This is a genomic window from Bacillus sp. sid0103, assembly GCF_019219025.1.
In genome coordinates, this window is the sequence record NZ_JAHUWN010000006.1 from 28,651 (window position 1) to 40,785 (window position 12,135).

At 35.4% G+C, this 12,135-nt stretch carries 15 protein-coding genes; 8 read left to right on the forward strand and 7 right to left on the reverse strand.

Features of this window, described 5'->3' with window-relative positions; genetic code table 11:
* Window positions 1-11: 11 nt before the first annotated feature.
* From copZ to KW850_RS08485, 3 genes are all read left to right on the forward strand, one after another.
* Complete coding sequence (gene copZ / locus KW850_RS08475; RefSeq protein ID WP_218347130.1) at window positions 12-218, forward strand: copper chaperone CopZ; 207 nt, start codon at window positions 12-14, stop codon at window positions 216-218.
* A gap of 83 nt (window positions 219-301) precedes the next feature.
* Window positions 302-2,716, forward strand: a complete 2,415-nt coding sequence (locus KW850_RS08480; protein WP_218347131.1) for a heavy metal translocating P-type ATPase — start codon at window positions 302-304, stop codon at window positions 2,714-2,716.
* A 38-nt stretch (window positions 2,717-2,754) separates the two neighbouring features.
* On the forward strand, window positions 2,755-3,390 hold the full coding sequence (locus KW850_RS08485; RefSeq protein ID WP_218347132.1) for an NAD(P)/FAD-dependent oxidoreductase: 636 nt from the start codon (window positions 2,755-2,757) through the stop codon (window positions 3,388-3,390).
* 252 nt (window positions 3,391-3,642) lie between these two features.
* Here the strand turns inward: KW850_RS08485 and KW850_RS08490 are convergent, their stop codons facing one another.
* From KW850_RS08490 to KW850_RS08520, 7 genes are all read right to left on the reverse strand, one after another.
* Complete coding sequence (locus KW850_RS08490) at window positions 3,643-3,975, reverse strand: MBL fold metallo-hydrolase (protein WP_218347133.1); 333 nt, start codon at window positions 3,973-3,975, stop codon at window positions 3,643-3,645.
* A gap of 227 nt (window positions 3,976-4,202) precedes the next feature.
* A complete protein-coding gene (locus tag KW850_RS08495) occupies window positions 4,203-4,808 on the reverse strand; it encodes a YdhK family protein (RefSeq protein ID WP_308128769.1) in 606 nt (201 codons plus the stop codon).
* A gap of 168 nt (window positions 4,809-4,976) precedes the next feature.
* A complete protein-coding gene (locus KW850_RS08500; RefSeq protein ID WP_218347134.1) occupies window positions 4,977-5,903 on the reverse strand; it encodes a F510_1955 family glycosylhydrolase in 927 nt (308 codons plus the stop codon).
* Window positions 5,904-5,923: 20 nt separating this feature from the next.
* Window positions 5,924-6,355, reverse strand: coding sequence for a TVP38/TMEM64 family protein (locus KW850_RS34235; RefSeq protein ID WP_218347325.1), 432 nt, complete (start codon window positions 6,353-6,355; stop codon window positions 5,924-5,926).
* Between the two features lie 120 nt (window positions 6,356-6,475).
* Entirely contained in the window at window positions 6,476-7,162 is a 687-nt protein-coding gene (locus KW850_RS08510; RefSeq protein ID WP_218347135.1) for a response regulator transcription factor, read from the reverse strand.
* A gap of 1 nt (window position 7,163) precedes the next feature.
* A complete protein-coding gene (locus KW850_RS08515; RefSeq protein ID WP_218347136.1) occupies window positions 7,164-8,531 on the reverse strand; it encodes a sensor histidine kinase in 1,368 nt (455 codons plus the stop codon).
* 253 nt (window positions 8,532-8,784) lie between these two features.
* Complete coding sequence (locus KW850_RS08520; protein ID WP_218347137.1) at window positions 8,785-8,985, reverse strand: hypothetical protein; 201 nt, start codon at window positions 8,983-8,985, stop codon at window positions 8,785-8,787.
* A 234-nt stretch (window positions 8,986-9,219) separates the two neighbouring features.
* On the opposite strand from KW850_RS08520, the gene KW850_RS08525 reads away from it, so the two are divergent.
* The 5 genes from KW850_RS08525 (at window position 9,220) to KW850_RS08545 (ending at window position 12,031) form a co-directional block, all read left to right on the forward strand.
* Window positions 9,220-9,453, forward strand: coding sequence for a hypothetical protein (locus tag KW850_RS08525; protein WP_218347138.1), 234 nt, complete (start codon window positions 9,220-9,222; stop codon window positions 9,451-9,453).
* A gap of 20 nt (window positions 9,454-9,473) precedes the next feature.
* Window positions 9,474-9,728 (forward strand): hypothetical protein, encoded by a 255-nt coding sequence (locus tag KW850_RS08530; RefSeq protein ID WP_218347139.1) that lies wholly within the window; start codon window positions 9,474-9,476, stop codon window positions 9,726-9,728.
* Window positions 9,692-9,835 carry a cupredoxin domain-containing protein gene (locus KW850_RS34240; protein WP_218347326.1) on the forward strand — a complete coding sequence of 48 codons (144 nt, stop codon included), beginning with the start codon at window positions 9,692-9,694 and terminating at the stop codon, window positions 9,833-9,835. Before KW850_RS08530 ends, KW850_RS34240 begins: the two co-directional genes overlap by 37 nt.
* Window positions 9,836-10,184: 349 nt before the next feature.
* Window positions 10,185-10,442, forward strand: coding sequence for a hypothetical protein (locus tag KW850_RS08540; RefSeq protein WP_218347140.1), 258 nt, complete (start codon window positions 10,185-10,187; stop codon window positions 10,440-10,442).
* 557 nt (window positions 10,443-10,999) lie between these two features.
* Window positions 11,000-12,031, forward strand: a complete 1,032-nt coding sequence (locus KW850_RS08545) for a LacI family DNA-binding transcriptional regulator (RefSeq protein ID WP_218347141.1) — start codon at window positions 11,000-11,002, stop codon at window positions 12,029-12,031.
* Window positions 12,032-12,135: the final 104 nt, after the last annotated feature.

The window sequence follows — 12,135 nt, forward strand, 5'->3', positions numbered from 1 at the left end:
AGTGTTTATAAATGGAAAAAGTAACATTAAAGGTAAATGGAATGTCTTGTGGTCATTGTGTGAATGCTGTTGAAGGCAGTGTAGGTAAATTAGAAGGTGTGAAATCCGTAAAAGTTCATTTAAAAGAAGGAAATGTAGATGTAGAATTTAATCCATCAGAAGTTTCATTAGGTACAATCAAAGAAACAATTGATGACCAAGGTTACGATGTTGAATAAAATGAAAAAGATAACGTGCTTTTAAAAGCACGTTATCTTTAACAAAAAAATATACCCCCCACCAGTATAAGAGGTGATTTTATATGAGTAATGAAGTAAAAGAAACAAATTTTCAAATTACAGGAATGACCTGTGCTGCATGTGCAACAAGAATTGAAAAAGGGCTCAAAAAAATGGAGGGCGTAAAAGAAGCGAATGTTAATTTAGCGCTTGAAAAGTCCACCATCAAATATGATCCTGAAGTGGTATCAGATCAGGATTTTCAAAAGAAAATTCAGGATTTAGGCTATGATGTTGTAAAGGAAAAAAAAGAATTCTATATTACAGGAATGACCTGTGCGGCTTGTGCGACAAGAATTGAAAAGGGATTAAATATACTGGAAGGTGTCGATAAAGCCACAGTTAACTTAGCATTAGAAAGTGCAACAGTAGAATTTAACCCTTCCTTAATTGGTCCACAAGATATTATTAAAGGAGTAGAGAAATTAGGATATGGGGCTATTCCAAAGGAAGAGAAAGAAGAAAATGTTGATCATCGACTTAAAGCAATAAAGAATCAGCAAGGTAAGTTTATATTTTCTTTAATCCTTTCCGTGCCGTTATTATGGGCCATGGTTAGTCACTTTTCCTTTATGTCGTTTATTTATTTACCAGATATGCTAATGAATCCATGGGTACAACTTGCACTTGCTACTCCTATCCAATTTATTATTGGTAAGCAGTTTTATGTCGGGGCTTACAAAGCATTGCGAAATATAAGTGCGAACATGGATGTACTAGTGGCATTAGGTACATCTGCTGCTTACTTTTATAGTTTATATATGACCATTAAATCCATTGGTTCGCATGGACATATGGTTGGACTGTATTATGAAACGAGTGCAATCCTGATTACCTTAATCATTTTAGGTAAACTTTTTGAAGCTAAAGCAAAAGGTCGCTCATCAGAAGCCATTAAAAAGTTAATGGGACTTCAAGCAAAGACTGCTATTGTGGTTCGAGAAGGTATTGAAAAAGAAGTGCCTCTCGAAGAAGTAGTGGTAGGTGACATTGTTTACGTCAAACCAGGTGAAAAAGTACCAGTGGATGGTGAAATTATTGAAGGACGTTCAGCAATAGATGAATCCATGTTAACAGGTGAAAGTGTCCCCGTTGATAAAACAGTGGGTGATTTAGTTATTGGAGCAACCATCAACAAAAATGGTTTCTTAAAAATTAAAGCGACAAAAGTTGGAAAAGAAACAGCATTAGCACAGATCATCAAAGTGGTTGAAGAAGCGCAGGGTTCTAAGGCTCCTATTCAGCGACTAGCTGATAAAATTTCAGGCGTATTTGTTCCGATTGTTGTGGGTATCGCAATTGTGACGTTTTTGATTTGGTTTATCTGGATAAGTCCAGGAGACTTTGCAGCAGCTCTAGAAAAATTAATTGCTGTATTAGTTATTGCCTGCCCTTGTGCACTAGGCCTTGCTACACCAACGTCTATTATGGCTGGCTCAGGAAGAGCAGCTGAATTCGGTATTCTTTTTAAAGGCGGGGAACACCTTGAAACAACACATCACATCGATACAGTGATCTTAGATAAAACGGGAACAGTCACAAAAGGAACTCCACAATTAACCGATGTTATTTTACACGAAAATATAGAGGAAGCAGAGGTTTTATCTCTTATAGGTTCTGCTGAAAATCAATCGGAACATCCATTAGCACAAGCTATTGTTCAAGGAATAAAAGAGAAAAATATTACTTTTAAAGAGGTTCAAGAATTTGAAGCTATTCCTGGTTATGGGGTAAGTGCTGTTGTAGAGAATAAAAGGATTCTAATAGGAACTAGAAGGCTTATGACAAAGGAAAATATCGATATTACAAACGCAATATCAACTATGGAAACCGTTGAAGATAACGGAAAAACGGCAATGTTAGTTTCCATAGATGGAAATTACATTGGTATTGTAGCAGTAGCAGACACTATCAAAGAAACATCAAAAGAAGCCATTCGCCGTTTATTAGATTTGAATATTAAAGTTGTTATGATTACTGGTGACAATAAGAGGACTGCTGAGACTATTGGTAAAGAGGTTGGGATTGACCATGTAATTGCTGAGGTCCTTCCAGAGGGAAAAGCAGAGGAAGTAAAGAAACTTCAAAAAGAAGGAAGAAAAGTGGCAATGGTGGGTGATGGAATTAATGACGCCCCAGCTTTGGCTGTCGCTGATAGTGGTATGGCTTTAGGAACTGGTACGGATGTTGCAATGGAGGCTGCTGATATTACATTAATAAGTGGTGATTTAAATACTATCGCAGATGCCATCATTATGAGCAAGAAAACCATTCGAAATATAAAGCAAAATCTATTTTGGGCTTTTGCTTACAATGTTATTGGAATTCCTATTGCAGCAATCGGCTTTTTGGCTCCTTGGCTTGCAGGGGCAGCTATGGCTTTTAGTTCAGTATCAGTTGTGTTGAATGCCTTGCGTCTCCAACGGGTTAAGCTATAGGCTTTATGACAATTACAACAGGGGAGAAATAAAATAATATGGTGAATGATGATAAAAAAATAAAGATCGCCATTAATGGAGGAATTGGGTTTGGTGCAAAACTCAACTCGAAACAACTTTTTACCATCATTAAATATATGGACGAAAATGAGGAGCTTGAACAAACCACATTTCAACAAATCTATTTAGAAATTCCAGAACATAAAAAAGCAGAAATCATAGAAGAATTCCATAGTGTTGGATTAGAATGTTATCCTGTGGGAAACTTCGTAAAGAGCTTGAGGACCTGTAATTTTTGCAAAGGGGAAGAAGAGGAAGGGATGCCAGTGGCGAAAGAATTAAATCGCCGAATGGCTGGTAAATCTGTCCCCTTCACCCTAAAGGTTTCTTATACAGGATGCCCTATTGGTTGCGGAGAGCCGATGTTAAGCGACATTGGAGTTATGAAAATTGGAGAACATTATAACTTATATGTTGGAGGGAAAGCAAAAGGAAAAGATGCAGAAGTTGGCTCCTTACTATTGGAGAATCTAACACCAGAAGAGTTGTACCATGCCGTAGAAAAGATAATTGCTTTATTTTCACAATTGGGAAAGAAAAGGGAGACATTCTATAAATTTTTGAAACGGATAGACACAAATCAATTGATTAGTATGTATATCTCCTTGAAGTAAAGCAATTTCCTTTAATAGGACTTAATTGAGTATAGATGAATAATCAATACGAGACCTCGGATTCCTTGATTAAACAGGCTGATATGGCTATGTATCACGCAAAGAATCTAGGAAAAAACAATTATCAAGTTTATTATCCTTACAATGAGCTAATCCGAAAAGAAGGTGTTAAGCAATAACACTGACTTTTAGTTAAAAATAATAGCTTGGCCTCCGTGGGCCAAGCTATTTTACTTTTTTATTATTTCTCTCTTATTTTAAGTTTAGATCCGCTTCAGCTATAGCGATGGATAAATCACCAAGTGGTTGACTCAATATTTCTCCATGTCCAACAGCAAGTATGGATGGACTATAGCTCTTTATTTTTCGAGCGCTTTCTAGTGCAATCTCCTTATTCCACGTTCCCTTGGCAGGGAATGGAAACGATGGTCTAATTTGACCAGCCACCGTCAGACCTCCTTCCGTTTGAAAAGCATCTCCTGCTATCAACGCGTTATTACGAGTGTCTATAAATGACATGGAACCTGGTTGTCCTGGTGTAAATAACGCTAGTAGGGAACCAATACGTTCACCATCTTGAAGCAAAATGTCAGCTTTAATGTTATTCTTTTATGGAATATTCCACGAATTGGGGTTTTTGGTTCGTCTGCATATAATGATAAATCTCCACTCATTAATGGCGCTTCTCGCCTAGAAATATAAACTGCACTTTGAGGTATTAATTGTTTAATTGCGTCTGATCCTCCATTATGATCATGATTTGCTTCACTAACACGCATATTCCCCATTTTTACTGGTGCTTTTTTGTATTTTTATTTTGCTGAAAGTTCACTTTCAGTTACCCATTTATGATTTGTCACTTTTTCTCCAGTTGTAGAAGTGTAATCAACGATATACACAGTTGTTTGTTGGGCTGAATCGATTACAGCAGTTGCACCCTTCATTCCTTCCATGTGGTATGCCTCTACGACCACTTCATCACCTGGTTTATAAGGTTTGTCACTTGCATCTTTAATCTCTTCATGAATAATCCATTTATGATTTGTCACTTTTTCTCCACCAGTTGTCGGAGTATACGAAATTGTGTATACAGTAGTCTCGTAGGCTTCTACAATGGTTGCTTCAGCACCTTTCATGCCTTCCATGTGGTCAGAATTAATAATAGCATGGCTTCCAACCTTAAATTTTGGATTTTCTGCTACTTTTAAACCTTCTGGTACATCACCAGAACTGGAATGATTCATGCTACCATGATCCATGCCTTCCATACCTTCTTGGTTATTGCCTGAATTATTTTCTTGCTCTGTCATTTTCTCACCGTGATTCATATTTGAATGTTCATTGTTATCATTAGAACATGCTGCTAAAAATAAGGCAGTAATCACGGTCAGAATAAATAGGATCGTGCGTTTTTTCACTATATTTACCTCCCTAATCTTAGTTACCCAATTATAGTACAATAAGAATGTGCAGAATTTATGCAGAACGCATTAAAAACTCTTTAAGCATAGTCCAGCTTCTCTAAAAATTATTTTTCCTAATAAAAGACAAAGGATGTCACCTTGGACATCCTTTGTCTTTTATTATTATTGAATTTTCCCGTTCTTTATTAACTCTTTCCAGGAACCACCTTTATCTTTGGTTTGATAGATGTCTTTTTTATAAGTAATCACTGTAATTTCGTCTCTGTTTTTAGGGTTAGAAGCAATAAACATAATTGGGTTTTTAGAATTAATTTCATCTGGTATGGAAAGCTTAGTCGCATTTTGGGTGGTTAGGTCCTGTTTGTAAAGTGAAGGGTTATCTCCATCCGTGGTAAAATAAAGCATCGAATCTTCTTCAAATTCTAAAGTGGTAATTGGAGCAGCTTTAGAAACGATCTTAAATTGGTCTCCATTATTGTCTGAAAAATACAAGCCTTTATCTGTTGAGATTCCAATCATATTTTTCTTAGTAGGATGGGTTGCAATATTACCAATAGATTCTGCTGAAAATCCTTGCATTTTACTTTGTTCCCACGTCTTTCCTCCATCTTCAGAGTTATATAATCCAGTGTCTAATTTTGAATTTGGAGTTTCATTAATGGCATAAATCATATGGCTATTAAATCCTGCGGCCAAATAATGAAAATCTGTTTCGCCGTAAAAGGTAAGTTTCTTGAATGATTTTCCCTCATCAGTGCTTTTAATTAAACCAAGAGGGTTTTTTAAATCGGAACCTGGCTCAGGATGGCCACTGGAATAGAAACCTGTATCTACTGCCTGGAATCCCATATAATCATGCTTGTTCCTCGTGATTTCATACCATTTATTATCAGAATAACGTACCAATCCATCATGGGTAGCAAAATACAGTTCATTCTTGTTTTCTGCATATCCTAAACCATGGGTATGCTCAATTTTCACGTCTTTTACTTCTTCAAAAGTTTTTGTATTTTGTGTCTCTTTACCCGTACAAGCAGCCAGAATAACACTGGTTAAGGTAAGCGAGACAATCCATTTAAAATTCTTCACGCTGTTTCCTCCGAAATGTTTTATTCAAATTTTTTTCTTCTTATTTGAATGAGATAAATGAAAAGAATAAAGAGTGCAATTATTGCTAATATCCACTTTACATCATTTGATGATTCCAATACTCGATTAACAGAGTAGGCTTCAATTAAGAGTGCAGGAAGCTTCCCAAAGGAACTTGCAAAAATAAAAGTGATAATACTTGTTTTACTGTTGGATGCTGCTAGATTAATCATCCCAGAAGGAATAAAGGGAAGAATTCTTAACACTAAAATAATGTAAAAAGTATCACAGCCTTGTGTTTTTTGAAGTCTTAATAACCATTTATTTTTGTTTAATATTGTGGGATTTAAAGTTTTAATCCCTTTTCGATATAACCAAAAGCTAAATGATGCACCAACACACTCGCCGATGTAAGAGATGATTAAACCAGTATTAAAGCCAAAAAAAGTGATATTGGCAGCATAATAAAAAAACTGGGTACCATACCTGTAACACTTATTGCAATGTTAATGATGATACTGACAATCATGGCAAAGGGCCCACTGGATATTAATAAATTTTCAAAACTTCAGTCATTGCTCACTCTCAGAACTCCATTTGTATCCGACTCCCCAAACGGTTTTCAGGTGCTCGTCAACTGTGAAACCAACATGACGAAGTTTTTCCCTAATATTTCGGATATGAGAATCAATTGTTCTGTCCTCAACATCCGACTTATAATTCCATATAGTTGTTAATAAATGGTCTCTAGTAAAAACCTTATTATGGTTACTAATAAAAAGAGCTAATAAGGAATATTCCTTCGGTGTTAATGAAATATTTTGTTTTTCAAATGTGAATTCATAGGCTTTTTCGTTCAAAACTAATCCTTTAAAATTCAAATTTTCATCCTTATGACTTTTTGTCCTTCGCATGACAGCTTCCATTCTTGCTAATAGCTCTTTTTCATTAAACGGCTTGGTAACATAATCGTCCGCGCCCATTTTTAATCCCTTTATAACTTCATCTTTGTCATCACGTGCCGTAAGCATGATAACGGGGACATCTGATGTTTCACGAATTTTTTCGCACGTTTTCCACCCATCCATGTCAGGCATCATAATGTCCAAGATAACAAGATCTGCACTTTCATTCCCCAAATACTTAATGGCATCTATGCCTGTTTGTTTCTTAATACACTTATAACCGTGAGGGGCGATATATAATTCTAATAGGTCAAGCATTCTTTTTTCGTCATCAACAAGTAAAACGGTTTTCATCTTATTGCTCCTTCAATACAATTTTAAAACAGGTACCTTCCCCAACTATACTTTCAACGGAAATATTTCCTCTATGAGCTTCCACTATCTCTTTTACAATGGCTAGACCTAAACCAAAACCTCCAGTCGCTCTTGAACGTGATTTTTCTACTCGATATAATCGTTCAAATATATAAGGTAGATCCTCTTTTGGTATTCCAATACCCTCATCTTTAATGATAATGTGAATACTTTCGTCCTTTTTAGCAACCTTTATCTGGGTTGTTGTATTTTCATTTGAATACTTTAGAGCATTATCCAATAGGTTTAGTAAAACCTGGTCGAACCGTTTTGGGTCTATGGAAAAAAATAAGTCATCTGCACAGTCCAATTTTAGTTGTATTCCCTTTTCCTTAAAAGCAGGTAAGACCCTTTCATATATAGCTTGTAAATACGAAGCAATATGAACCCTTTCCTTATCGATGGTAAAAGAGTTTTGGTCCAACCTTGCCAGATCAAATAACTCCTTCACCAAATGGCCAAGATGTTCAGATTCCTCATGTATAATATCGAAATATTGAATCCTTTCTTTTTCCTCAAGAGAAGGTCTTCTTCCAATATCGGAGTAGCCTTTAATATAGGTTAAAGGTGTCCGCAATTCATGAGATACACTCGCTAAAAATTCATTTCTTTCCTTCTTCAAATGATTGAGGTCATTGGCTAATGTTTGAATAGATCTTGATAACTCGCCAATTTCATCTTTTGACATATTAGGTAAGGATACAGAGAAGTCTCCATTACTTAATTTCTTAGTGGCTTCTTTCATGACTATTAGAGGTTTTGTTAAAGCCCTTGATAAAAAGAAAACTGTAATCAACATAAAAAACAAGATTAGAAGTGAGGCTAAAATAAAATGTTTGTTTAACTGTGAAATCAAGGTTTGCACCTGATCGGTGCTTTTAAACATATAAACGTATCCTCTTGATTCATTTCCTCCGTTAACAGGAGATACAGTTGCTATATATTTTTCATCGTTTAAATCTGACTGTAAAATGAGTCCATTTCTCGGTACCATTGAAAGAGGTTGGTTTATTATTTTTTTTATACTTGGATCAATTGGACCAGAGGAGATAGCAATTTTCCCATTTTCCTTTTTAATGACAACTTCTGTATCAGTTTTGGATTCCATCAGGGCAATGTGATGAAGTGTAGAAGGATCCGATGAAATCTCCAAAACATCACGATGGCTATTACCCCTTTCCTTCAGTGAATTGAGCTCTTGCATCGCACGTGAATGAATAACATGGCGATGTAAGTAAACCATGGAAGTGGTTTCGATGATCAAAATACATACAAAAAACCATAACCCAAATTTAAGAGAAATTTTCATGACGAGCTCCTGTTTGTTTTTATAAGTTCATAGTAAAGAAAAAATGTGCAGAAAATATGCATATTAGTAACATTGTACACATTAATACAAGATATTAATTAAAATGAAAAAACAGCATCGGTTAATTCCAATGCTGAATGTTACGAAAATTGACCCTAGTTAAGGTTGTTAATGTTTGGAGAAATTCACCCCAATAAAAGAGACTATCAACTAGTCTCTTTTTTATTCTTTAACATCAATCGTGGTAGAGATGTTACTGACATCCAGTCGTCATTGGGCAATCAGGCGAAGTGGCACATTCCGAAACGCCACGGTTCATTTCTTTTGCACACATTGAAACACATTTACCTTTCTCCAAATGTGCACAATCAGCAACATTTGTACCAGCAGCGAAAACAGAAGTTCCTAAAGCCATTGTTGAAACAAAAGTTAATGTTGCAATGATTTTTTTCATAACAATTGTCCTCCTAATTAATTAAATCCTTATCTTCTCTTATAGACTACAAGAAAAAATTGCAGAAAGTATGGAGAACCTGTAAAAGTAGATATTGTTCACAAAAAATACTCAAATAAGCAAATTCAATTATTTTTCAATAGTTTCCACTAGAACCAAGTTATATAATCTTAGTAAAATTATATTATTAATTTTACTAAGATTTAAAGATAGAGCTATGGAGGAAAACAATTTATGTTGCTTTACGTCAGAATTACTTTAATTGCTCTTTTGACAAGTTATGTCATTTATTACACTTTCAGAAATAAACAAAGGCTTACCTGTATGGCTGGAATGATGATTGCGATGACAAATGCCATGATGGCGAGTATTTTACTAGGTGCTATTCTAGGGACCTTTATCCAGGATAAAGATTTAACTATTCCAACTATAACTTCGATGTCAATTGGTTTGATAGTGGGTATTTAACAGGTAGGCAAGTTTCCCTTATGGCTTCAATTGACGGATTAACTGCAGGAAAAATGGGTGGAATGATGGGGTCAATGTTAGGTGTTATGCTGCAGCCTAAATCCATTGATGTGATGATTTATTTTATAGACGTAGTATTTGTACTGGTAATAGTTTTGCTTATTGGTATGATTGATGAGGAAACAAAATCGCAGAAACAAGAAACTTTGGTTAAGAAGCCTTTAATTGCACTGGTACCATCCTTTCCGATGAACTTGGGTTTAATGTTGCTTTAAAGGAAAATACAAATAACTATGTTAACATCAAAGCTCTAAAACCTGGAACATACGATTATTCATGTGGAATGGGCATGTTCAAAGACACTGTAACAGTAATGGAATAAAAAATTAAAACTCAAAAAGCAACTTTTTTTACTACGGTTGCTTTAGTTGAACAAGTTGTCTATCACTGTGAATGTATTAACAATAGCTCTTTAATAATTTTAGGCGGTGCTTAACTCGCTTTAGTTAAACAAAATTTTGAAGTCGATTCCAATTGGAAGTCGGCTTTTTTGACTTCCGAGTGTCATAACTTAAGGGTTAAGACTATGGTGGTGGACGTCTGTTTCTGGTAAAAACATCATTGAAGAATTGCTTGAGGGGGAAAAATTTAAAGGCACGAGTTCGTCAGAGTGGCTTAAGATCAAGAAATCTTTAGTTATTATGCATCAGTTAGGTAAAGTGACTAAGGCAATGGCGGAGGAAGTTGACAAGTTAAAAAAATATCTTCTTGATTCGAAAGTGAACACTCTAAAAACAAGAATATCTGATGGTGATATTCCGTTAAATGAATTAGATAATATGGTGGAATACATCCATCGTGATTTTGAAGAACTGCAGCTAATGGATGTATTTTGGAATCATTGCTCTGAGGTTGAGAAGAAAGTGATTCTTTTCCTACAACAGAAAACAGCAAAGAATGAATTGACGCTTTCTGATTACTGGGTATGATTTATTTCAGAACTCCGCCTACGTCCAATGGATTGATCAAACGGAAAAGAAACATCCACAGGTCCAGAAAATTTCAACCAATGAATTCTTAAATGCAGTCCGAGCAGCAATCCTAGGACCAGTATTGTTAAGACTACTATCCAAGCTATAGCTAATCTAATATTAAACGAGGTAAACGACCAAACCGACAGGATGCACTATGATAGAAGCACTTACTAGGGAAAGTGAGAAATCACATCCAGAGTAAGTGCTTTTTCTGTATGCTGAGAAATCCTAATTAGCATTAGAAATGAAATGTTATGTTGCTAAATTTTCGTTTTGGGGACAGAGTAAACCACAATGGCGTGTTACTAGTTGACTTACTGCCTCTGTTATCAAAGTAAAACTTACGTTGATTTTAGTTAAACTAAATATTTTTTCTTTAACCACATTTGGCTTTTTTTAATTTATCAAGAAGATATAATGATAAAAATCCTTTTTTCCTATAAGAATTTCCAGTATGATAAAAATAGGTTTAATGCCCATAAAATCAATTAAGGTCAGATAGGTGATTGTGATTGAAACATAATGTAACAGTATATGATATTGCAAAAGAGGCGGAAGTATCGGTATCGACGGTTTCTCGCGTTTTGAATGGGACAGCACCTGTTAAAGAAAGTACACGAGAAAAAATCATGGCTCTGATTAATAAATACCAATTTCAGCCAAATGCGTTAGCCCGAAGCCTTACAAAAAAGGAAACCAAAATGATTGGTGTTATTCTCCCTGACATTACCAACCCCTTTTTCCCCGAAGTTTTTTGGGGGGTGGAAAATGAGGCGAATAGTAAAGGATACACATTTTTTTTATGTAACACTTCTGGCCAGCCTGAATTAGAATCGCAAAGTCTAACTATTCTTAGAGAAAAACAAGTCGATGGGATTATTTTTATGGGTGGACGAATCAACCTGTCCAATTGCTCACAAGAACTGGCAAAAGAAGTGGAAGATATCGCCAAAAAGATTCCAATCGTACTGGTCAATGGAAATCTTCCTAGTAGCTCCTTACACAGAGTAATCATAAATGAGGGAAAAGGTGCCGAAATGCTGACGCAGCATTTAATTGATTTAGGTCATAATGAAATAGCGTTTTTTGGTGGATATGATTATGTGTCTACCACTACACAAAAGGTTAAAGCGTTTAAAAAAATGATGAAAGCCAATGGATTTAAAGTACCAAATGAATGGGTTTTATATGGAGATTTTACTATGGATGCGGGAAAAAAGATGATGGCTGAAATTTTAAAAAGAGAGAAAAGACCAACTGCCATTTTTTGTGTAAATGATGTAACGGCCGTTGGGGCCGTCAAAGTAGCAGTAGAGGCTGGTTTAAAAATTCCTGAAGATATGGCTATCGTTGGCTTTGATGATACGATTCTTGCCAGTACAGTCATTCCCGAACTAACGACAGTCTCACAAAAGAGCTTAGAACTTGGAAAAAACGCGGTGAATGTCCTGCATAAATTAATCAATAATGAAAAAGTAAAAAAGTTAACCGTGATAGAACCTGAACTTGTAATTAGGAATAGTACGTTACCAAAAAGTCGCTAAAATAAACCAAGTTGGATAAATGATATTGACACATCAAAAATCAGCATGTACTATTTACTTATTATTTATTTGAAAATTATGTATATTTAAATCGTGTGTTTGAT

Bases quoted from the DNA above. Each gene is read 5' to 3' on its own strand.
- copZ (WP_218347130.1), top strand. From the start codon at position 12: ATGGAAAAAGTAACATTAAAGGTAAATGGAATGTCTTGTGGTCATTGT.
- KW850_RS08480 (WP_218347131.1), top strand. From the start codon at position 302: ATGAGTAATGAAGTAAAAGAAACAAATTTTCAAATTACAGGAATGACC.
- KW850_RS08485 (WP_218347132.1), top strand. From the start codon at position 2,755: ATGGTGAATGATGATAAAAAAATAAAGATCGCCATTAATGGAGGAATT.
- KW850_RS08510 (WP_218347135.1), bottom strand. From the start codon at position 7,162: ATGAAAACCGTTTTACTTGTTGATGACGAAAAAAGAATGCTTGACCTA.
- KW850_RS08515 (WP_218347136.1), bottom strand. From the start codon at position 8,531: ATGAAAATTTCTCTTAAATTTGGGTTATGGTTTTTTGTATGTATTTTG.
- KW850_RS08520 (WP_218347137.1), bottom strand. From the start codon at position 8,985: ATGAAAAAAATCATTGCAACATTAACTTTTGTTTCAACAATGGCTTTA.
- KW850_RS08525 (WP_218347138.1), top strand. From the start codon at position 9,220: ATGTTGCTTTACGTCAGAATTACTTTAATTGCTCTTTTGACAAGTTAT.
- KW850_RS08530 (WP_218347139.1), top strand. From the start codon at position 9,474: ATGGCTTCAATTGACGGATTAACTGCAGGAAAAATGGGTGGAATGATG.
- KW850_RS08540 (WP_218347140.1), top strand. From the start codon at position 10,185: ATGGCGGAGGAAGTTGACAAGTTAAAAAAATATCTTCTTGATTCGAAA.